We start from the raw sequence: 23,581 nt of genomic DNA on the forward strand, positions 1-23,581 counted from the left end.
CGGCGCATGCTATTGGGAGGGACTGACAACGCCCGGCTCAAGGGAACGGGATACCCATGCAGCCTCCACGCCGCCACTGACAGGGACAACAGGGCTGTCCGTTCCATCCTTCGGCCGGGCGACGTCGTCCTTCTGAAGGCGTCCCGCGGAGGGCAGCTGGCAGATCGCACAGGCACTCACGGGACAACCCATCGCAGGGCTGTGAGCTGCGTCTCGTGCTTCCCTCAAGGCCGACCCCTATGGCGGCCGACTTCGAGGCCGTCTGTCAGGCGACAGCCGCAGAGCGCGTCCGCCCCAGCCAGCACCTCCAGATACTGCTCCAGACCGTTCAACCGGTGCCGCACTCTGCACCAACGGATGACTGCCTATCCACACAACCGGGGAGTCGCCGTCACCGGCATGCTGACTGTCCCGTCAGATCTCCTTGAACGTCCCCTTTATGCCGAGTTCTTCTAGGCGCTGCTGGATTTGTTCAGCCTCATCGGCCTGTATCACCAACTGGAGTGTTCCCTGCAGATAGCTGATCTGCCGTTCGTCCAGGGCCATGTAGAACGCCCGGAATAGTGCGGCGAAGCCGTCGGCGCTGTCACCGTTGGCCAGGAGGTTCTTGGTGAACGAGAAGGCGACCTGCCGGTCCTTAACCTGTTCCGTTTTCGGAGATTGGTCCGGACTCGGCCTGTCGGTCTCCCGCTGCCGGGGCACGCTTGGTGTGTCGACCCCTGAGCTGCCGGGCTTGCGCGGTGAGCCATTGTCGACGGTGTCGTCGGCGCTCACAAAGCATGGACCTTCGTGAACCGGCTGGTCGCAGTCGGCGCACGTCTTGGGTTGTGGCTTGGCGAGGCGCAGGCCCGTGCTCGCGAGGTTGACCTGCCCTGGTGCTGTGACCTCCACCTCGGTGCCCGCTCCGTCGACGATGCTCAGCAGGCCCTGGCTGACAGCATCGTAGATCGCCTGCTGAAGGTCGCGGTCACCGCCGTACAGCAGCGGCAATCGTGGGGCGCTGTAGAAGGCGGCTCGGATGTCGGAGAGGGTCTTGCCGTAGTCGTGGTCGCGAAGGTTGTGCAGGAGAGCCTTGGCGCTGAACTGGCCAGTGTCGAAAACCTTGTCCCGAGCAGCGAGGCCCTTCCAGACGAGCATGCCGTCGAGGGCGGTGATGTTGTCCTTGTCGAACGTGAGCTGGTCGAGGTACCGCTCCCCGTCCGGATCGGGCTGGGCGAGGTAGGCGACATGCTGGTACGCCCGCTTGAGTGCCCTCTCCAACTGAGTCTTGGCCTCGGCGAGCTCCTTGGCGCCGATGGTCTTGAGCTCGTCGTCGTTCTGGATCTCGGGAGCCTGTAGAGCCTTCTGCCTCGCTAGATACTCCACCGCCAGGTTGCGTGCCAGGGCTCGCTGCTGGGTGTTCACCACGGCGTATACCGCACTGCTGGCCCACTGGACGGGGAGCTGCTGGGCACCTTGCCCGAGCCCCATGGCGACGGTGAGCGCCTCAAGGGTCGGTTTCTCCATGCCGTTGCGCAGGCTGTACTGCGCGGGGTCCAGCACGATGAGCCGGGTGGTATAGGCGGTGTCCAAGCCTGCAGTGGCAAGGACGTCGGCAGGACTGCGTTGCGGGTCCGCCGAGACGAACTGCACCTCGCGGAAGGGGCCGTTGCTGGCCAGTCGCTTCGAGATGGCGGCGATGACCTGATCACGCTCGGCTTCGGTGATGGTGCGCCGGATGTTCTTGACCAGCATGCGGTGGGTGAGCCGGGTGGAGAGGAAGTAACGGGCCGGCTTGTTGTTGCCCTGGCCGGGAGTGATGTCGAGAGCGCTCATCCCTCGGTTGGGGTTGACTAGCTCATCGACGACGCCGTCGGCGTCGGTGACGGTGTACGTGGTCTCCGGCACGCTGGTGGCCGCCTTGACCTCAGGAGCACTGGCTCCGCGGCCCCGTCCCGGGCGCAGGGTGCCGACAACACTCGCCAGGAAGATGAAGGTGGCCGCACGTTCAGCCGCGCGTGGATTGTTCCTGCCCCAAGTGCTGGATGGCCGTTCAAGGTCCTGGCGGCGCGCTGCGCCCGACGAGCCGTCGTGGTTGATAACCTCGATCTCGGCCAGGCTCCGGTAGTTCGCGATGGTGCGGTCGTCTTCCACCAGGCCGCTGCCCAGGAGCGCCTCCCGGACGGTGCTGTCCGACAGTGGCAGGTCTCCGGGCCCTATGAGTGCCGGCACCCACTCGCCTGCCTTGCCGCGCTGCTGCAGGGCATAGACCGTGGCGGCGAAGATGCGGATCGTGGACCGGACTCGCTGGAAACCGGCGACCTTGCTCCACTCTTCCTGCGCCAGGCTCATCAGCATGGGGTGGAATGGGTAGCAAGCTGCCATCTGTGTGGGCCAGTTGCGGCGCCACCCGGCTCCGATCGGGTCCCAGACCTGCTTGCTCCAGGTCTTGTCCGTCAGCACATCCTCGTAGAGCGCGGCAGTCGCTGCGAGCACTTCACCGGCGGGTTCGGCGTCGAACAGCCGGCGCCGGAGGATGTCGGCGAAGTCACCCACGCCGGTCACGGTGGTCGGCAGGCCGTTGCGGTCGAGCTGACTGTTCAGGTCGTCGCGGCGGGCCTGAGCGGCGGGCGAGAGCGCAGTCTTGTCGATGTCGGAGGCGATCATCACGACCAGCATCGAGACGTGGGGGACATCGTTGACGGCATCGAGCAGTGCCCGCAGGAACGCCATGTCCTGGGCTGCCAGGTCGGTCTGGTTCGCGCCATCGAGCCCGTTGCCGATGTAGTCGAGCACCTCGTCGATGATGATCAGAACGGGTCGGTTCACCGCGCTGATGGCCTCAGCGATCTTGTGCTTGTCGCTCCAGAACCGCCGGTAGCGCTCGAAGAGGGTGTAGTCCTTGGAGAACAGACGCCACAGGAAACGCTCATAGAGGTTGACCGCAGGCCCGTCGAGCTCCTGCACCCCGGCCCCCGGGGTCATGTTGTCGCAGGGCAGCACGACGACATGCGGACGTCCGAGGTCGCCGGTAAGAGGGTGGCCGATCCTGGCCCTCGCGCGCTCGGTCACCTTCTGACCGAGCTCGGTTCGCAGTAGCGCCCCTGGGTTGGCGGCCAGATGGTAGGCGCCGATGCACGCGTGCGACTTACCGCCGCCCATGCCCTGGTCGAGTCGAGTGACTGCTCGGGCTTTCAAGTAGTCGTTGCCACCACCGATGCGGACCGCAATTTCGCTGAGCAGGTCGATGAGTCGCTCGGTCGGATGCGTGATGTCACCGTAGTAGTCGGCGTCGGCATAGGGCGGCCGGTCCGCTCCCGTGGCGTGAACGGCCCGGAACAGCGACATCTGTACGTCATCGATTTGCCCGGAGGCACTGCGGATCTCTTGGCGGAGCTTGAGCGCCTTCCACCACGGCGTCACGCTGGTCGTCATGGCTGCTCTCCTGGGCTGGTGGATACGAGGATCACGGGGGTGAGGGGTGAGGGTGGTGTTGGTCGTCATCACATGAGCCGCAACTGGACGTCGTCGGTCAGTTGGGGCTGGCCCTTTTCGTAGTCGCTCGCAGCAACGGCCTCAGCGGCACTGACCACGCCGGGCCGGTTGCGCAACACGCGGGTGAAGCGGACGGAGTCTGGGTCGTTGTCGGGAAGCCGGTCTGCAAGGAACTGGACGGCGGCCCACAGGAAGGTGTCGTCGGCCGCGTGCTCTGCGGCCGCCAGTACCTGCCCCATGGCCTGTAGGCCCTCCTCCGAGGCAGCTGCGAGCGCGAGGGCAATGTCGATCACGGTCGAATCCCCGTCGATCTTGCCCTTGTAATCCCGGGAGGCGATGAACCGCACACCCTTGTCGGCATCAGGAACCAGGTCGCGTATCGCCGCCAGGTCGAGCGAGGAAGCCAGAGCCTGCCAGCGCAGTTCGGACTTCGCCCTGATCTGGCGGTTGTAGAGCGTGATCCACCACAACGCGAACCGCGTTCGAGCGTCAAAGGTCTCCAGCGGCTGGTGGTTGATCTCGACGGCCATGGCCTCCTGGACTGCAGCTCGCGCCAGCGGAAGAAACGTGTAGATGTCGACGGGTTCGCCCTTAGCGTCGAGGATCTCGCTGTAACGGCCGACGACCTCCATGGCGGGTCCGGCAGCGGCCATCAGCATGTCCGCCGGCGCCAAGCCCCACCGCTCCCAGTCCGGGTAACGCCGTTTGATCTCGGCCTTGATCTCGGCCTCGACCGCGCCCTTTCGCCCGGGGGATCGTCCGGGCGCCATGGGGCGGCACGACATGGTCAGGGTGGTCTCGATATTCGCCTTGCCCTGGTGGTTGCTCGCCTCGGTGTTCGCGGGCCAGGAGCCCGTCATCACCAGGCCAGCCTTCTCGATGGCCGTGAGCAGGCGCTGCCAGACCTCCGGGTCTCCGGAGCCGAACACGATAGTCACCAGTCCGTCGTCGCGGACCACGCGACGCATCTCACTGAATGCCTCGGCGATCTTCGTGTCGTAATGCTCGCGAGTTCGGTGCTCGTTGGGTGCCTCCCCCCGGACCCGCTTGACGATGATCTCTTCCGACTTCTCCTGGCAGCCGTGTTCATCGGAAGTGATGACGAGTTCGGGCCAAGTGTTGTGCAGGGCTCGCTTCAGCCATGCGTAGATCAGATCGGAGGAGTCGGCGTACGCGAGCATCTCGTCGTACGGCGGGTCGGTGACCACAGCAGCGATGCACGCGTCCCGCAGATTCATCGAGGTAGCCGACCCCCGAGTCACGCTGACCGACGTCCCCTGGATATCAGCCATCAGATTCGAAAGCGTCGACATGCTGCTCTTGCACAGAGACGCCCAAGAGCCCGGCCCAGTGCCGATTCCCACTTCGAAGAAGTCCTGAGAGAAGGTAATTGACCCTTGATTGGCGTATATGTCATGGACCCCTGCGCGACTGATGTCGATCGTGCACCCGCGGGTAGCGCGTCGAAGCTTCCGCGCAACGACTGACCCGGCGTATCCGCTCAGCGCCCGTGCGTAGTCAGCGCTCACCCCCGCCTTGTACATGAGTTCGTCGGCCACCTCAGCAATGGTCTGGGTGAGCATGACGAAGGCCAGGGTCTGCCGATCACACATGAAGTCGCCGTAGGTGCGCGCCCCGTAGATGGACGGCCCGATGATGTTGTTGTTGCCCGGTGCGATCCGTTCGTCGGGTACGGCACTCAGAAAGGGGCTCGGGTCGGACAGCTCGCGTAGTGCGGCGGGCGTTGCGGCGACAGCCTCGAGCTCCGACTCGGTGGGCTCCCGATACTCCTTGCCGAAGTCGTCCGAGTGGTCGGCCACCACTAGGAGCATGTCCGTGGCACGCCTCTCGTCGGTGAGTCGGCGATGCACATCGAGTGGGTGTACATGGCTGCAGAACGGACAGATCGCCGACTTCCCCGGCAGCGTCCGACCCTCAGCCGTACGAGCGCGTGTCAGCGTTGGGGTACGCCTTGGAGGTCCCTCGTGCACCACCGGTGCGCAGGTACCAGCAGCCGGGTCCGCTTCGATGTAGAACGACTGGCCGGGATCATTGACAGGCGGGGCGCCCTTGCGGCCACGTTTTTGACTCGGCCGTCGCAGCTCGTACGAGCCGACCAGAGGGAACCGGTTGCCGCACTCCTGGCACGGTATGGCGATGGCCCACAGGTACCCCCACGGTCGTTTGCCGTTGACCTCGGGGTAGTAGTCCGCCATGGCTGCCGTCCACCGGCGTCCCACCTCATCGAGAGTGGCGCGAACGTCAACAAGCAGCCGCGGCCGGTCGTCGTAGAGAGCGTCGCTCTCCTCGGCGAACGGCAGGCTCGGCTCCTGAGACCAGTCCCGGAAGGGGAAGTCGGTGAGGAGCGAGCTGGCCAGCACCGCGACCGGGCTGTAGTCGACACCGTGGGCTTCAAGCCCAAGCCGCCCCGCCTCGAGCGGGATCATTCCGCGCCCACTGAACGGGTCCAGGACCGATGCGCCCTCAGGGTTCGCCTTGAGAATCTCGTCGTGGAGTATCTGCCAGGCGGCGTAGCGCCCGGACATGGCAGTGTGCACCAGCTCTTGAAGACGCTGTTGCTCGACCTGATCCTCTGGCCAGGGCAGCAGCGAGCAGAGCACCGCTGCCTTGGCCTGTGCGACAGGACGCTTTGCGAACCACGGAAACAGCCCGATCTCGGTCGCACCGCTTCCCCACCCCGCTGAACTGTTCACCGAAACTTCGGCACAGGGGAACCAGCGTTCGATCATGCGGGTCATGCGTTGCTCCCGGGGGCGTTCTTGAGACTGCTGCCCGGGACGCGGAACACCGCGTTCCCGGTCATGACGTTCGCGAAGAGGGTGGCGGGGTCCTGATAGGCGCCGAAGAATCGGCCCTTGCCGTCGGCACACTGGTCGATGACGTACAGCCAGTACTCCTTGCGGTGCTGGGTCGCGATGAGGACTTCGTTGCCGGTCATCCGGATGCCGTCGCTGGCCGCGCTGCCGAGCACGCCCTTGACCTCGACATGGCGGACCTGGCTGTGGCGGCGGGCCTCCAGGTCGTAACCGCGGCCCTCGGTATGGACATCGGCCACTGTCCAGCCGTCATCCTCAAGGAGTTGCTGCACGCGCCGCATGGAGACCAGTTCGGCGTCGATCTCGGCCTGGACGCTGATGTCGGCAGTGGCCAGGACCCGGATCCGACCCACCTGCTTCGGTTCGGTCAGCTGCACGTCTGCGAGCCGCTCGAGCTCTTCCAGTCGCTGAGCGGTCTGGGCCTGAAGCCGATGCCGCAGCTCCAGCCGGGCAGCGCGATCATCGATGCGGTCGGTGAGGCTCAGCGGCAGGTTGGTCAGGTCACGGCGGGCTTGAGCGAACCAGTCGGCGCGCACCTTCCGGTGCTCAGCGACGGTCGCGGCGGCCACTCGGCGGGCAGCTGCGAGCGCGTGTCCTTCCCGGGCCGGATGCGGTGCGCTGCCGTTCTGGTCGGTGGGCACGAGGTTGGCCAGGGACTCCCACCTCACCGGGCGGGCGGTGCCGCTGTCGTCAACCTTGATCAAGGTGGCCCATACGCTGGCACGCTTGCCGTTGCTCTCGGTCATCGTGGCCTCGTACGCGTACAGGTCGTACGGGGTGAGGCTGGTGGGGTCTGCCGCGGCGCCAGACTGGTACAGGTCCTCGGCCAGGGTGTGCTCGGCTATGTCAATCAGGTCGCTGAAGCCGGGCTCACCGGGGCCGAGGGTGACGGTGTCACCGACATCGATGCTCTCCGAGGCTTCGCGCACCACGTCCCCGCTGGTGGCGACGTGGACCTCGTTCCGTCCACCCAACGTGGCCGGAAATATGGCCTTGCCGCTCAGCGAGAGCCGCCGGAACCCGGGCCCGGCCGCGGTGGGCGTGGACTTCAGCACACCGGCCGCTGCGAGCCGGTCGAGGTATGCCTCGACAATGGCCGGATTGATGCGTGCGAACAGGTCACGCTGGAGCAGCGTCAGCGCGGCCACCGCGTCCACCTGACTGGCTAGGCGTCGCTCGTTGTCCCGTACCTTCCGGGCCGCCCGGACGAGTTCCTGGGCCTGGACCGCCTGGACGGCGTCGATGGCCTGCTGCTTCTTCAGCTCGTCGTTGCCGTAGAGGTCCGACAGCCACTTGTCGTAGTCCACGCCGGTCATTTCGGCGACCACCGACAGGCTGTCGAACATCTGGCCGCGCAGTTCGTTCGCGGCCGTGACGAAGTTGTCCAGGAGGCGCAGCAAGGTCACGCCCTCCCGGGTGTCGGTGGCGACCAGGTTGTAGAGGTAGACGTCGCGCTGCTGACCCACGCGGTGGATGCGACCCATCCGCTGTTCGAGGCGGACCAGGGACCACGGGATGTCATAGTTCACGAGCACGTGCGCGGCCTGCAGGTCGATACCCTCGTTGCCGGCATCGGTGGTGACGATGATCTGGAACTCGCCGCGCATGAATGCCTTGCGCGCCTCGTCACGTTCGGTCTTGCTCTGGCGGCCGGAGTAGAGCTGGGCGGTATATCCCTGGTCCTGGAGCCGCCGGGCGATCCACTCGGCCGAGTCGGCATACTCGGTGAAGACCACGGCCTGATCAGCGTTTCCGGGGTGGATCCCGTGGGGGGCCAGGCAGTCGTCGGTGAGCCGCTTCCACTTCGACGGCTGCCAGCGGGAGTCGTTGAGCGTTGCCTCGATCTGCTGCACGAGGCTGTTGATTGCAGCTCGCTCCGCCCTTGTAGAAGCCGAGACCGTATGGATCACCTTCGCCTCGTCGACCTCGGCCTCGTCACCGTGGTCCTCGCGGTCGGCGATGAGCGCCGCCTCAGCCTCGCTCATCGCCCCCATGTGCTCATGCCGCCGGCGCAGCGTCTGGGCCAGAGCGTAGAGGCTGGAGGCTGCTCGCTTGCCGTAGACCATGCGGGCAAGCGGCTGCGCCACCGGAGGGAAGAACCGGTCGACCATTTCCAGGGCGGCCTTGTAGAAGCCGTACTCGGTCTGCGACAGCGGGACGCTGTGGTTGTGCGCCGTGCGCCCCTTGAACAACCGGGTCGTGCCGTCGTAGTCGACCAAGTCCTCCTTCATCCGCCGCAAGAAGTGGATAGGGCCAGGGCGCAGCGCACTGAGCTCGACGTTAGGGTCGCTGCCCGGATCCGGGTAGATCTCCGGGTCGACCAGGTGCAGCAGGTGCCGGAAGAGCCACTCCTTGCCTCGGTGAGGCGTTGCCGTCATCAGCAACGCCCGCGGTGTGTTCTTGGCCAGCAGCCGTCCGACCTGGTGGAATCCGGCGGCAGTCGGAGTCAGCCGGTGCGCCTCGTCGAAGACGACCAAATCCCAGCCAGCCTTGTCCGGCCGGATGGCGTCCTGTACCGCGGGATTCACCGCTGCTAACTCGAGCGAAACCACCCACAGGTCGTTGGAGTTCAGGGCGTCCTCACGCACCGTGGCTGAGGTTAACTGACGCAGACCGCCCCCCAGCAGCCGCTGGAAGTCGTCCACCCACTTCGTGGCGAGGTTCGCCGGGCACACGATGATCGCCCGCTTGATCAGGCCGAGCCTCTGCATCTCACGCAGGTACAGACCTGCCATGATCGTTTTTCCGGTACCCGGCTCGTCGGCCAGGAGGAAACGCAGCAGGGGCTGGGGAAGCATCGCTCCGTAGACGGCCGTCGTCTGGTGCGCGTACGGCTTCAGCGGTGTGGCTGCCATCGCGCTGGACTCGGCGTTGGTCGCCGCGGCGTTCATCCACTGTGTCCACATGGCCGCCAGCACACGTGCGGAGTCAGCCTTCCCGTCGCTGACGAGAGGCCGCACGGTCTCCGTGTCTCCAGCTGCCAGATTCACTTCGTGACGACGGTCTTCGTCGTCGACCAGGATGAGGTCCCATGACCCCGGTTGATCTCCGGGCAGGGCGAACCTGACTGTGGCGAACTCCGGTACGCCAGCGGCCTGGACCCTTACTCTCTGACCACGCTCAAACGTGCCTGGGGCCTGCATGCTTATGCGTCAGCCTCAAGACTCGCCGGAACCCAGCCGAGACTGGCCAGAAGCCAACCCACCGCACGTGGATAAGCCATGCCCTGGTCCCTCCCCGTCGGCCAGCCGCGGTTCCCCCACCTGCGACTTACTAATGGAATGTCAAATTACTGTATCTCGCTGCTACTTCCAATATGAAGAGCACGAAGGGGGTGCAGGGGCCGCCGCCGGCTCGGATCGATGAACCTCGCCGGACCTGGCCAAGCAGCTCAGCGGCGCCCGCAAGGACTGGACGAGCCTCCACACCCTGCTGGGTGCCTCCCATCCGGACGGTGGACGACGTACGGTGACGTGACGACCGTTATAGGCAGCCACGCCGTTCCGGTCGGCACCCGCCTGGCCACCTTCAGCCGAGGCCCCAACACCTGGCGGGTCCTCACCGCTACGAGGGCGTCAGTGCCGGCTTCCGATGGATCCGACACGCACGGGCATACCCGTGGATGTCCTCGTGGCCGAAGGCGTCCGATTCGAGGGCGAGGCCGCCGTTCGGGAAGCTCGCCTGCCGCTGACGGCACTCCGTTGCCTACTCGACTGCTGACCGCTTCCTTCAAACATGGCCCCGGAGTGGATCTGGAGGAAAACCTGCCCCGCTGGTCAGCACTCGGATCGCTGCAGGGAGAATGGAGGCCGGTGGCGGTATTCACGGGGTGACAACGGCATGGACTCTTTCGAGTTGGGGCGATTGACGGACCATGACTTCGAGGTGGTCTGCCGTGACCTGTTCAGCGATGTCCTCGGTATCCCGCTGGAGATCTTTCCTCGCGGCCGGGACCGTGGCATCGACCTGCGGCACACCGGTCCCTCGGGGACGACCAGTGTACAGTGCAAGCACTGGCCGCACGCGACCCAGGCAACGCTGATCAGGCGCCTGATCAAGGATGAACTGCCCAAGGTCCGCGCGCTGGCACCCGACCGTTACATCGTCGCCACAACGGTCGGTCTGACCGTCGGCGGCAAAGAAGAGCTCTGCGGCGCCTTCGCCCCATACGTGCGCGACACCGGCGACCTGTACGGCGTGGATGAGATCGTCGCCGAGCTGCTGCGCCGTCCGGACCTGGTCCGGCGGCACTTTCGGCTCTGGCTGAGCAGCACCGCCGTCCTTCAGACCGTGCTGAACCACGGCAAGTACCTGCGGTCGTCGTGGCTTCAGAAGCGGTTGCAGAGCATCGCCGACACCTTCGTCCCGCACGAGGGCTTCGAAAGAGCCAAGCAGCTTCTGGACACTCAGCAGGTCTGTGTCATCGCCGGCATCCCCGGGGTGGGCAAGACGACGGTGGCACTGATGCTCGTGGCCTGGCTGATGAGCAACGGCTACGAGGTGCACGAGATCTCCCAGGACGTCGAAGAAATCAGCACTGTGTGGCACGACGGCACCCAGCAGGTGTTCCTGTATGACGACTTCCTGGGGCGTACGACCCTGGATGCGTCGTTGAATAAGAACGAGGACAATCGCCTGCTGTCGGTGATCCGGGAGATCCAGGAGACGCCCGGCAAGGCACTGGTAATGACGACCCGCGACTACCTGCTGGAGCACGCCCGTCTCCGACACGACCGGCTCGCGGCGCCGGACGTGTCGGAGGCGGTCAGTGTGATCCGGCTGACCGACCTGGATCTACGGGTACGGGGCCAGATCCTCTACAACCACGTCCACCACTCGTCTCTGCCGCCGGACGACAAACGCCGGTTTGCCAATCCGGAAGTGTGGCGTCCGGTGGTCCGACACAAGAATTTCAACCCTCGCCTTATCGAGGAGACCCTCCGGCTGTCCGCGCGCCGGGGCCAGGACGTCGCCGCGGCGATGCTCGAGAACCTGGACGACCCGCGCCGCGTATGGGAACGCATCGTTGAAAACGAGCTGACGGACGAGGCTGTCCACCTGCTGGAGGTGCTGTTCACCTTCGGGTCCGCCGTTCTAGAGGACCTGGAGGAGTCCTGGGGCTGGTACCGCAAGGAGATGGGTCGGGCGGCGGACGGCCGGACGTTTCGCAGGGCTCTGCAGGTACTGGACGGCACGATGGTCTCAGCAGAGCGGGGGCAGGTGGCGTTCCACAACCCTTCTATCGAAGACTACTTCCGCTTCCACCTCGACATCGGCCGGGCCCACCTCCCCGAACTGCTCAGGGCTCTCGTCCGCGGGGAACAAGTGCGCCGGCTCCTCGCTGCAGCCCGGATGGCCGACGGGGCGGGGCTTCTAGCCCGACTGCGGGAGCACGAGCCAGCAGTGGCCGCCGCCGTCCGAGAGATAGGAAACGATGTCGAGACGGGCCTGTCGGATGAGGACGAGAGCCGGTCGACCCGTCTGGAGTGGGTGCTGGAGACGGCCGACTTGCTGGACTCCAGCAAACTGGCTGCGTACGTAATGCGGGAGACGCTCCCTCCGTTCACCCACTACGAGCACTACCCCCACCTCGTAAGCCTGGCCGACTCTCTCGACGCCAGCCCTTTGGTGTCCCAAGAGCACGCCGAGCGGTTCCGGGAGGAAGTGGCCGACGCCGTCTATGGCGAGCTGGTGGAGAGCGTCGAGGCCGGCGATTGGTACCGGTCCATCGCGCTACACAAACAGCTGCGCCGGACACGATCCAGAGCGTCCCGTGAGCCGGTCACCCAGGGTCTGGTCCAGTGCGCCTTGGAGGAGCTGGGTCGACTCGCCGCGGAGCCAGAGCGCGAGCCGCGTGTCGCCAACCTGGAGCCGTTGGAAGAACTGGTGGACTTCCTCATGGAGCACGGAGCCGAGGAGGAGCGCCCGGAGGTGTTCTCTGTCGTGTACCGCAGGGCCGAGCGCGTGTTCGCAGCCAGGGAGGCGGAACGAAACGAGTGGCTCCGGAAAGGCCGCATCTTGCGTGATCCGTCCGAGTCTTCCGACGCCGCTCGCGACCATGCGCTGGTCACCGAGCTGATGCGCAAGCTCGACGACACACGCTGACCGCTTCCTGCTGGGAGCCAACCCGCTCCCCAACCCCTTTCGACGCCACCCGAGACCACCGCACCCCAACGCTCTGACCAGGCCAAACAGCAATCCGGGCGGCGGCAATCCCCACCGAACCTCCGTGAGGGCTCGTGCGGCCCATTGGATCCCCGTTCTCCGGCTCCCCCTACTGATACCCAACACGCCCCCGAACGCACGTGCCACACCCTGGCGCCCTTGGGAGGACACTCATGCCACCGAGAGAAAAGGAGATCCTTTCCTAGTCCAAGCTTCACGTCAGCTCGTCGACGTCCAGCACCGAGTCTCCGCGCAACTCAACTACATTTCCTGCACGAACCAGCCTTCCTCTGACCGTGACGGTAATGTTCCTTCGGTGAGCCTCGATGGCGTACGCGTACTCGTGTTCATTCAGTCGCACATGAACTGTTCCCTCACTCCCTCCAAAGCCAATCGACATCACCATGACTCCGCCAGCGTGAACGTTTGAAATGTCGCCGAAATCGCGAAATACTCCCAGAACGGGACCGTTAAGAGTAAGCTCTTCCGCTTCTTCTGGCATTTCGATTTCAAGCGACCGCAAGTTCGCTGCCACCAGATTGGCGGACTGCCATCGCCTCCGGGTAGTTGAGAGCACTTGCTCTAGGTCGGGGATGCGCTCTAGATCACCCCGCTGGAAAGTGAGCGTGACGTCGCGATCTCCGACGTCTTCATAACCGGCAGCCAACTGGAACGAGAAGTCGATAGACCGGAGTTCCAGCGAATCAATCATGCTCGCCAGGCTCTTCGCCAAAGCCGCACCTACAGTTGCCCCACGGAGACCCGAAGAAACGGGCAACCCGCTCTGAAGGTTCCCGGTCATAGTCTGCATGGAAGCAAGATCACGCATCAGCGTCCTGACCACTTGCCGAGCGTACGGGACACCTTCGGTGTCGCCAGATACGACCTTGAGCCGGTCAACGTTCAGCTGCGACATAACCATGAGCGAAATCGACTTTTCCGAGGTGAATCGCGAAAAATTAACACTATCGCTCAGATAGCGAGTTACCTGCTTCGCTCGACGACCGCCACCGGAACTATTCGGATTTCGGGCACGGATAGCAGCGTTTTCCAGCAGTCCGTGGAAGCCATCTATAACAGATTTCGCCTGAATGAAGGTGACAGCCGAATCTCCGTCCCCCTTGTTCAACTGAACGGAGATAAGGTCAAAGCCTGGAGTTTCAATACTCCCTAGGAGGCCCCAGGGATCAAGGTCATAAATTCGCCCCAGCGCGATCAACGTGTCCCCGAAGCGCTCTTCATAGTCTTCGTAGTCCTCGGCCAGAGGCAGCATGACTCGGTACCGATATCCGGGACTCTCATCCGACGGATAGCGCCAGATCTCCCTTACGCCCTCCCGCCGCTTCTCGAGTTCCCAACCTTGTCCGGCCATGAACCGTGCAACCGCGGGAGGGGTGACGGCCGGAACAAGGGCACGGAAGCGGTCACGCGTCGATCCGTTCACCAGTCACCTCCATCTCCGAATGTCTTCATGAGGTCCTGCAGCCTGGCAGGGCTGAGCAAGTCCATCGGCCGAAGTGACACCGTCCCAGACTTCTGCCCCGGCGGCAGGGGCCGCCACCCACTCGGGTCGGAGAACAGAAGCGGACCGGGCGAGGTCAGCCCGTCCTCCGTCTGTTGGACATACTCCGCCGGATCGGATGCCTCGGGAAGAATCAGCACCACGAGCAAGGTCGGCGTGTGACGCTTGGGGTTGCTCAGTTTCGTGTACGAGGCCCGGTCAAGCGAGAACGAGATCGTCCCGTTCCGCAGCAGCCGAGTGACGTTGCGGCTGGCGCTGCACTTCAGCTGTACCTTGATCGAGGGCGCGTACCACTCCTCGTACTCCTGGGACGAGGCGATGATGGTGTCGATCGCGTCATAGTCGAGCGTGGGGTTGCACAGGTGGAATTTGGCGCCTGTTACGACCATTCCCAGGCGGTGCCGGCTGATCTCCTCGAGGGATGCGCTCATGGGCAACCCCGTGAGCAGGGAGTCATCCCCCGCGCTGTTGTGGATCACCTCAGGCGACCCCACATGCGCCAGCGGCCTCGCGCTCCACCAAGCCGCACCGTGCCCTCCCAGCCCCCTTCGGGGTCCAACTCGCCGAACGGGCTTACAACTCACTGGGCCGAGAGCGGCCCGCCTACGGATCGGTTCCAAGCCCAACGACTGGACACCACACGCTATATGCCCGGCCCGGTCTTCCCATCGGGATGATCGCAAGTGATCAAAACTGCCGCTGCCCGATCAGACGTGCGAGCGACAAGAGGATGTCCATAACCTAAGGCCGGCGAGTCGGCGTCAGCAGCCCTCGTATGCGCCCCTGGGGTAGCGGGCCCCTCACTACCGCTCACGCCTGAAGCCGAAGGACTCGTTCAGGGGGCCTGGCACACGTCCGTGACATTTTCGGCCACTCACCGGCGGCGCCCGGCTGCGCCGCGTAACCTCACAGACATGGAGGCATCAGCATCCGGTGCAGGTCAGGACGCCGATGAGGAGGCACTGCGACGGCTGGACGCCTACACCTACCTCAGCGCACCCGAGCGGCTGGAGCACCTGGCGATCATGCGGGTCTTCTGCGGGACACTGCTGGCGGACTTGGCCGTCCCGGACGTTCTGGCGAAGCTGCGCCAGGCCGGGGGCCCTGCCGCCGGGCTGGACGCTGACACCCTCACCGTCCGGCTCGAACAGCTGGTGAAGTGGGGCAACTTACTGCGCAGCAGCCACACGGTGAAGGCGTCCAGCATCAGCGAGTACCAGCGGTCCCGGGCCCGCTATCAGCTGTCGAAGTTGGGCGAGCGCATCCAGCGGGACGCCGATGGCGTCCTGGCCGAGGCGGACGCCGCCCGGGAGGTGAGCAACGAGCTGCTCGCCCTGGTCGAGCGCGGGCTCAGGGAGCTGGCCGAGCTCGTGACCGCGCCCGGCGGCATGGAACCGCAGGACGGGCTGGAGCGGGTCAGCACGCTGTTCGTGCAGTTCACCGAGTTCGCGGATTCCATCCGGGACTTCTACGCCTACCTCGGCCAGGTTCTGGCCCGGTACGACCTGGACGGCGCCGAGTACCAGGGCTTCAAGGAGCTGCTCCTCGACTACGTCGAGGCGATCACTGAAGACGTGGCGTTCCGCGCGCCCCGGATCTCGGCGGCACTGGAAAAGCTGTGGCCGCACATCCCGGATCTGCTCGCCCGGCTGGACGCCCACGCACAGGGGCTCACCGGCCTGTCACCGCAGGGCGACGGCCGCCTGGCGACACGGGTGCAGCGCAGCCGTGGGCGCGAGTTCGCGGACTGGGAGGGCCTGCGCGGCTGGTTCAGCGACACCGACGGGCAGGGCAGCCAGGTCGATCAACTGCGGGACGCCACGCTGCGCGCGTTGCAGTCGCTGCTCGCCAACGCCAAGCGGATGCTGCGGTCGGCCACCGGGGAGATGTCCCGGCGCAAGGACCTGCTGCGGCTGGCCCGGTGGTTCGAGGAAGCGTCGCCGCAGGACGCGCACGACATCGCCGTCGCCGCCTTCGGGCTGTACGGCGCCCGTCATCTGGGCATACCCCCGGCCACCGACGAGATGGTGCCCGCCTACACGAGCTGGTGGACCGGGCCGGTGGTCGAGGTGCCGGTGGCCCTGCGAGAAAGGGGCAGCCGCGCCCAGCGGGGCCGGACGTCCGCGGTGGAGGACCACTCCGCGCAGAAGCGGCGGCTGCGGGATGAAGCCCGTGAGCGGGCGACGGCCAGGGCAGCGGCGGCGGACGAACTGCGCAGCGCCTCGGGCCGGTTCGCCGAGGTGCGCCTCACCTCGGCTGCGCTCGGTCTGCTTCTGGAGCTGCTGGCCACCGCACTCGGAAACGCGCAGCTGAGGCGTCGCGCCGGCACGGAGGGGGTGGGCGCGACGGAATTCGACCTCGACCAGGCGCACAGCGAGGACGCCGAGCTGGGCATCCGGCTCACCGTGCGACGCACGTCAGGCGCCCGGTGCGTCTTGCACTCGGTCGACGGCGACCTGCTGCTGGACGACCTTGAGCTGGACGTCGGCCGCACCTCCTCCGACGCGGCCGACGGCGATGCGGAGGTAAGCGTGTCATGACCCTTCCCTCGGCACACGACGTCGCCCTGGCCGCCGAGCGCCGCAGCGCCGCCCGGCTGCTGCTCGCACATCCGCTGGTCACCTCGGACGGCCCGCACGCCGACCTCTTCCCGCTGATCCGCAGGCACGCCGACTGGCTGGGCAAACGGTTCCAGCAGGTGCTCGGCTACCGCCTGCTGGTCGACAGCTCCTACGCCCGACTCTTCAAGGCGGGCCTGGGAGCAGGCGCGGGCCGCCGGCTGGAGCGCTCCACCGGCACCCCCTTCACCCCGCACACCTACGCCTGTGTGGCGCTGGCCCTGTCCGTGCTGGTGACCGCACCCGAACAACTGCTGCTGTCACAGCTGGTCGCCGACATCAGGGCCGCCGCGGCCGACGCCGAGGTCGAGCTGGAGGAGACAGGCAGGGCGGCCGGGAAGCGGACCTTGGCAGCGGCTCTGCGCCTGCTGGTCGAGTGGGGCGTCCTCATCGAGACCGAGGGCCATGTGGCCGTTCTCGCACAGGATGCGGGCGGAGAGGCTCTGATCACAGTGGACCGCGAGCTGGCCCGTGTCGTCGTCGCCGGCCCGCTCGCCCAGGCCCGTGATGGCGCCGACCTGGTCCGGCGGGCAGCTGACCCGGGGTTCGGCGGTCCTCGCACCTATGTGCGCCGGATGCTCGTCGAGACACCCGTCGTCTACCTGGACGAGCTGACCGACGCCGAACGCGACTGGTTGCGCACCCGGCAGCGCCGCGAAGCGCAGGCGTTCTCCGAACTTCTGGGCCTGGAGATGGAGATCCGCGCCGAGGGAGTGGCGCTGGTGGATCCAGAGGACGAGCTGACGGACCTGCACCTGCCCGGCACCGGGACGGTCGCGCAGGCCGCGCTGCTGCTGGTGGAACGGCTCGTGGAGCGCCTTCGGCCGCAGGAGCCCGGGCACCCGGCGACCGGAGGGACGCTCGTCATCGGCGTGGCTGTTCCGGACGGCCTGGTGGACGAGTTGCTGGCCGAACTGGTCGCCGAGTACGGCCAGCGCAGCAACTGGCAGCGCGGCTACCTGGAAGACATCCGCGCCCTACGGGAGGCCGTGCTGGACCTGCTGGCCCGCATGCGGCTGATGGCCCGGACCGGCCGGCTGCGTGCCGAGGGCTCTGGCCTACCGGAGGGGTACACCGATGAGGCACCGGAGGGGCGCACCGTGACCGATGTCCGCGGGGTACGTCCCGGCGGTGACGGCTGGGTACTGCTGGCCGCGGCGGCGCGCTACGCCACCCACGTGACCGTGCGCCCGGCCACCGCAGCCGGCAAGGGCACGGATGTTCAAGAGGAGTTGCCGTTGTGACCACCGATGCGCGTGGCCTCGTCCCGCTGCCGCGTTCCGGCCCCACGACGACCGCCGGCACCCGCTTCCGGCTGCACCGGGCAGGCATCCAGAACGTGTGGCAGTACGACGAGCAGGAGTTCGCCTTCGGCGACGGACGGCTGCTCCTGCGCGGCAAGAACGGCGCGGGCAAGTCCAAGGCCCTGGAAATGCTGCTCCCGTATCTGCTGGACGGCGACTCACGGGCGCTGGACGCGACGGGCACCGGCCGGACCACTCTCGCCTGGCTGATGCTGGACGGGTTCGAGCAGACCAACCGTCTCGGCTACCTGTGGGTGGAGTTCCGGGGCACGACCGACGGCGGCGACCATCGCCACCTCACCCTCGGCGCCGCCATCCGCGCCTCGAAGTCGACGCAGAAGGCGCTGCCGACGTTCTTCGTCACGCCGCTGCGCGTCGGTGAGGACCTGCACCTGGTCGAGAGCGGAAGGACCCTGCCGGTCGACCGGCTCAAGGAGATCGTCGGCTCCGACAACGTCACCGACCGCGCGGTCGTCCACCGCTCGCGGGTGGCTCGGGAACTGTTCGGCATCACCGACGCGACCCGCTACCGCAACCTCACCCAGCTCCTCCACCGGCTGCGGCGGCCCACTGTCGGGGACCGCATCGAGCACGGAGGACTCGCCTCCCTGCTGAGCGAGACCCTGCCGGGACTCGACGAGGACGTGGTCGAGAAGGTCGCGCGCAACCTCCACGACCTCGACGCCGTACGCGACGAACTCGGCCGCCTGGAGCGCACCGATACGGCGCTGCGTACCTTCCTCATCAGTTACCGCGGATACCTGTCCGGAGTCTTGCGCTCCCGCGCGCAGGCGGTGAGTGGGGAGCTGGAGGTCCTCGCGCAGCGACGCCGAGCGGCCGGAGACGCCGCACAACGTACCAGCGAGCTGAGGACGCAGGAGGAGGAGGCGGAAGCCCGGCTGGAGACCCTGCGCGACGAGGAAGAAGCCGCCCGGACCGACCTCGCCGCCCTGCACGCCGGCCACGCCTACCGCAGCCTGCGCGAACTGTCGGAACGCCGCACCACGGTCGAGGCACTGCACACCGCCGCAGTGGCCGCCTTCACCGCCCTCGGCAACGCACACAGCGCAGAGGACGGCGCGGCCGAGCGGCTGGCCGACGGTGCCGCACACCTCGGCGGCCGACTCGCCGAACTGAGCACCGAACGCAAGGAACTGCTGACGCAGGCGGAGAAGGCAGGGCTTCCCACCGGCCATCTCGGCGAGGCAGTCACCCTGCCCCGCACGGTCTGCTCCCAGGCCGGCGAGACGGAGCTGACCGCTCCGGACGGGGAGAGGCACATCGTGCAGCACCGGTCGGTCGTCCGTGTGGACACGGCGGCGGTGCAGGACGGACTGCTGTCCTGGCAGGGGCAGCTGGAGGACGCCGAGACGGTCGTGAAGAACCGGACGCGGATGGTCCAGGAGGTGACGCACCTCACCGCGCAGGCCGAGAAGGCCCGAAGCCGGGCGGAGCAGGCCGACACCGAGCGGGAACGGCTGGAGAGCGAGGCGGAAGAGGCCGCGGGCCGTCTCGACGCCGGCCGCGAGAAGGTCGCCGAGGAGAGCGGTGCCTATGCCCGCCGGGTCGCCGAGTGGGTCACCCGCACGCGGGCCGCCCTCGGGTCCAGCTGCCCGCCGCTGGACGCCGTCCACGCAGTGGTCACCTGCGAGAGCTCCGCCGATGCCCCGTTCGCGGACCGGACGCTCCCGCCAGACATCGACGGCCAGGCGTGGCAGGCCGCCCATGCCGCACTGGAGCCGTACGGCGAGGAACTCACCGGACGCCGCGATGCCCTGGCCCTCACCGTCGGCCGGCTCGACGAGGAACTCGGTCGTCTGGCGAGTCAGAAGCGTGACTGGGAGCGACGTACTGATCCCGAGCCGCCGGTCCCCCACCACCGCGTTGCCGAAAGGACACCGGGCACCGGGGCGCCCTTCTACCGGCTGGTGGACTTCGTGGACGGGCTGAGCCCCGCGTACCGGGCGGGTCTGGAAGCAGCGCTGGAAGCCGGCGGAATCCTGGACGCGTGGGTCGGCGCGGACGGCGCCCTTGTCAATTCCGGCACCCGTGACACTCTGCTGCGTCCCGGTTCCGCGGCGCCGGACGGGCCGACCCTCGCCTCGGCCCTGCGCCCGGCACCACAACCGGGGTGCGGGGTCACGTCCGAGCAGGTGGAACACCTGCTGGCCACCATCGCGCTCGCACCGACCGAGGAAACGACCGCTCATGACGCGGTGCACTATGACGGAAGCTGGCGTCTGGGCATCCTCAGCGGCCGGCACCACAAGAGCGACGCCGAGTACGTGGGAGCCGCCGTACGCGCCGAGACCCGGCGGCGCATCCTGGCCGAGCTGGAGGAGCAGCTCACGCAGACGGAGCAGCGGCTGACCGACGCCCGTCACGAACTCACCGAGGCCGACGCCCGGCGCCGGGCTCTCAGGTTCGCGGAACAGGACTTCCCCCGGGCACGCGGTCTCGCCGACGCCTGGAGCAGAGCCGAGTCGGACGAGAGGACGCTGCGTGACCTGACCGCCAAGGCCACCAGCGCGGCGCGGCTGGCCGAGGAGGCCCGCGCCCTCGCCGTAGCCGCACGCACCGAGGCGGACGCCACCGCCACCGCTTATGACCTGCGCAGCGACCCCGCCGAGCTGGAACGCGTACGCACCGCGCTGGCCGCCCTTCTCACCGGCATCGGGCATCTTCGCCGAGCGATCGGCAGCACGGGCGAGCGGCTCGGCACCCATCACACCGATGCCGAGCGATACGAACACGCCCGTGAAGAACGCCTGGCCGCGGAGGAGAGCTACCGGCTCCGCCTCACCGGGCTGCGTACCGCACAACAGGACCTGCGCACCCGCGAGGAGGCCATCGGGGCGACCGAAGAAGAGATCCTCGCCCGCGAGCAGGAAACGAGACAGCGCATCGCGCACGCCGCCCAGGCCGTCCCGGCGGCACAACGTATCCGGAACGATCTGCACGACCGGCGCGTGCGCGCAGAAGAGGAGGAGAAGCGCCTGCGCGAGGCCCTGACCGCGCAGGAGACGGCGGTCATCGCGACCGGCGGCGCCCTTCGCGGCGCACTCGGCCGGCCGGAGGTGGTGCACGGCGCCGGGCTGGACCGGTCCGCACTGCCCGAGGACGTGGCGGACGACCCCGGCTCGGACGTCCGCAGCCGTCTGCGTGCGCTACAGGCGCTGGCCGACGCGGTACAGCAGGCCCTCGGCCGCCCGAAGGCCGAGGTGTCGGACAACACCCTGCTCAACCGGCACACCGACCTGCGCGACCAGCTGGCCGGCGGTTACGACGCGCAACTGGACGAACGCGACGGCATCAAGGTATGCCGCCTTATCGACGACCACGGCTCCCACGACGTCGCGGCCGTGGGCGAGCGGATCGCCGTCCAGGCAGCGGAGGCCCGGGGACGGCTCACCGAACGCGAACGCGAGGTGTTCCAGCGGTTCCTGACCGGCGAGCTCGGCGACCATCTCTCGGCCCAGGTCATCACCGCGGCCAACCTGGTCGCGGCACTCAACGACACCCTGCGCACCGTACGCACCTCACACGGTCTCGGCGTGGAACTGCTGTGGAAGCTGGACGAGGACGTCGACGCGGACGTGCGGGCGGCCGTGGACCTGCTGCGCAGTCCGTCGAGCCTGCGCACGCGTGAGCAGACCGAGCAGCTCCGCGAGGTGCTGCAACGCCGGATCGAGGACGCCCGGCGCGCCGATCCCTCAGCCGGTTACGCCACCCACCTGCGGACCGCTCTCGACTACCGCAGCTGGTTCCTCTTCCACACCTTCGTGGTCGAGGACGCCGCTCCGGGACGGCGGCGGAAACTGACCGGCCGCACCGGGCTCAGCCAGGGCGAGCAGCGCGTGCTCTCCTACCTCGTGCTCTTCGCCGCAGCCGCCGCCCACTTCACCAGCCTCGCCGAGTCGGCACCCCACGCCCCGCGGCTGATCCTCCTGGACGACGCCTTCGCCAAGGTCGACGAACCCACCCACGGGAGGCTGGGACGCATCCTCGTCGATCTCGATCTCGACTTCGTCCTCACCAGCGAACGGCTCATGGGCAACTGGCCGGAGGTGCCGTCCCTCCACATCTACGAGTGCCTCCGCGATCCCCATGTGCGCGGGGTGGCCACCCTGCACTACACCTGGAACGGCCGGCACCGGCGTCTGGTGTCCGTATGAGCAAGCTGCCCGCGGCGACACGGGACTGGCTGGCCGGTCCCGGGCTGACCAGGCTCTGGGAAGCCGTACGCAAACGCCTGGAAAGCAACGGCGTGCAGGCCGCCGGCTCCCTCCGGCTGACCTCGGTGAGCGCCCAGGAACGCAACGACCTGTCGCTCCTGCTGGGCAAACCCGTCACGGGTGCTGCCGTAACTGTGCGCCTCGACGCCCTAGACACACGGCTACGCGCCTCGGCGGCCGGACTCCGTCTCAGAGAGGTGCTGGAGGAACTGGGCCCTCCGCTCACCGACCGCCGTGCCGTCCGCGCGGGTATCGCGGCACGGCGCGAGCACGTCTGGTCGTCGCTCGCCTCGGCGCTGGACGCCTCTCCGCTCGCCGGACAGGACTGGACCGGGCAGTGGTACGACGTGCTGCGCCGCACCGGCGTACCGAGGGGAGTGACACCCGAAACGGCGGTACGCACGCTTCAGCAGGCAGTGCAGGTCCTCACCGTACTGCTCGGCCCGGAACGGGGTGGCACCCAAGGCCGAGGAGAACTCGCCGCCCTGGCGACCGGGTCTGCACACGGCCTGGACGACGGCACCTGGCTCACACGCCTCGTCCAACGCGGCATCGCCCTGGCCCACGGCACCGAGTTTCCCGGCGACGCGGCCGGCCGGCGCGCACTTTGGCGGCTGGTGTCCGTCACACCGGACGAAGTCTCCAGCACAGTGCTGACCTACGGGCTGCGGCCCGTCGGCGGGGGCTGGCGGGAACAGGCCCTGCGGGAGCGGACCGACCACCATGCCGAAGCCCACCTCACGCCGCGCGATCTTCACGACCTCCAGCTGCGACTACCTGCCGGAGAAGTGGTCCATATCTGTGAGAATCCGCGCGTGGTGGAAGCTGCGGCGGACGCTGCCTGCGTCCGGCCCTTGGTGTGTACGTCCGGCAGCGCCGCCACCGTGGTCCTCACACTCCTCGACGCTCTCGCCACCACCGGCTGCCGCTTCGCATACCACGGCGATTTCGACTGGCCGGGCATCGCTCTGGCGAACCGGATCATCCGCCGTTACGGAGCCCAGCCATGGCGCATGGGCGCCGAGGACTACGAGCACCTGGCCGCTCGAAGCCAGGCGGAGGGGATCCCTCAGTTGCCGCTCGACGGCCAGCCCGTCAGCGCGGTCTGGGACCCGGGCCTCGCCCCTGCGATGACCGCTCTTGGGGTCGCGCTCCACGAAGAGGTCACCCTCGATCTCTTGGTGGCCGACCTGTCACTCCAGGCATAGGGACGTCGCCGCCGCGCGAACTCCACCAGAGCACGCTCGTGAACCCGGCCGCATTAACCCTGAGCCTCAGAACCGAAACCAACCAAGTGGCAAGCGACAGCAGATAGGTAAGCATCATCTGCGTACCCAGATTGGTCACATGTCGTCATCCAGGGCAGGTACGAGCGATACCAAGGACGGCCACGCCAACATGGACCCGGGGATTGCACGAGAACTGG

At 67.2% G+C, this 23,581-nt stretch carries 10 protein-coding genes; 5 read left to right on the forward strand and 5 right to left on the reverse strand.

Features of this window, described 5'->3' with window-relative positions:
- Positions 1-414: 414 nt before the first annotated feature.
- From ACYF6T_RS22970 to ACYF6T_RS22980, 3 genes are all read right to left on the reverse strand, one after another.
- Entirely contained in the window at positions 415-3,414 is a 3,000-nt protein-coding gene (locus ACYF6T_RS22970; protein WP_461698686.1) for a DUF499 domain-containing protein, read from the reverse strand.
- A 68-nt stretch (positions 3,415-3,482) separates the two neighbouring features.
- A complete protein-coding gene (locus ACYF6T_RS22975; RefSeq protein ID WP_461698687.1) occupies positions 3,483-6,233 on the reverse strand; it encodes a DUF1156 domain-containing protein in 2,751 nt (916 codons plus the stop codon).
- Positions 6,230-9,202, reverse strand: coding sequence for a helicase-related protein (locus ACYF6T_RS22980; protein WP_461698688.1), 2,973 nt, complete (start codon positions 9,200-9,202; stop codon positions 6,230-6,232). The genes ACYF6T_RS22975 and ACYF6T_RS22980 overlap by 4 nt, the downstream gene beginning before the upstream one ends.
- A 949-nt stretch (positions 9,203-10,151) precedes the next feature.
- On the opposite strand from ACYF6T_RS22980, the gene ACYF6T_RS22985 reads away from it, so the two are divergent.
- Positions 10,152-12,416 carry an nSTAND3 domain-containing NTPase gene (locus tag ACYF6T_RS22985; RefSeq protein WP_461698689.1) on the forward strand — a complete coding sequence of 755 codons (2,265 nt, stop codon included), beginning with the start codon at positions 10,152-10,154 and terminating at the stop codon, positions 12,414-12,416.
- A gap of 274 nt (positions 12,417-12,690) precedes the next feature.
- Here ACYF6T_RS22985 and ACYF6T_RS22990 read toward each other — a convergent pair whose 3' ends face one another.
- Positions 12,691-13,920, reverse strand: coding sequence for a hypothetical protein (locus tag ACYF6T_RS22990; protein WP_461698690.1), 1,230 nt, complete (start codon positions 13,918-13,920; stop codon positions 12,691-12,693).
- The gene (locus tag ACYF6T_RS22995; protein WP_461698691.1) at positions 13,917-14,429 is read right to left on the reverse strand and encodes a DUF4365 domain-containing protein; all 513 of its coding nucleotides are present in this window, start codon (positions 14,427-14,429) and stop codon (positions 13,917-13,919) included. The genes ACYF6T_RS22990 and ACYF6T_RS22995 overlap by 4 nt, the downstream gene beginning before the upstream one ends.
- A gap of 483 nt (positions 14,430-14,912) precedes the next feature.
- On the opposite strand from ACYF6T_RS22995, the gene ACYF6T_RS23000 reads away from it, so the two are divergent.
- From ACYF6T_RS23000 to ACYF6T_RS23015, 4 genes are read left to right on the forward strand one after another with little or no spacing between them, the layout of a single operon-like run.
- Positions 14,913-16,538 carry a TIGR02677 family protein gene (locus ACYF6T_RS23000; protein ID WP_461698692.1) on the forward strand — a complete coding sequence of 542 codons (1,626 nt, stop codon included), beginning with the start codon at positions 14,913-14,915 and terminating at the stop codon, positions 16,536-16,538.
- Positions 16,535-17,860, forward strand: coding sequence for a TIGR02678 family protein (locus ACYF6T_RS23005; RefSeq protein WP_461698693.1), 1,326 nt, complete (start codon positions 16,535-16,537; stop codon positions 17,858-17,860). Before ACYF6T_RS23000 ends, ACYF6T_RS23005 begins: the two co-directional genes overlap by 4 nt.
- Complete coding sequence (locus ACYF6T_RS23010; protein WP_461698694.1) at positions 17,857-22,095, forward strand: TIGR02680 family protein; 4,239 nt, start codon at positions 17,857-17,859, stop codon at positions 22,093-22,095. The genes ACYF6T_RS23005 and ACYF6T_RS23010 overlap by 4 nt, the downstream gene beginning before the upstream one ends.
- Positions 22,092-23,363, forward strand: a complete 1,272-nt coding sequence (locus ACYF6T_RS23015) for a TIGR02679 family protein (RefSeq protein WP_461698695.1) — start codon at positions 22,092-22,094, stop codon at positions 23,361-23,363. Before ACYF6T_RS23010 ends, ACYF6T_RS23015 begins: the two co-directional genes overlap by 4 nt.
- Positions 23,364-23,581 lie beyond the last annotated feature (218 nt).

The organism is Streptomyces sp. 7R007 (assembly GCF_054850255.1).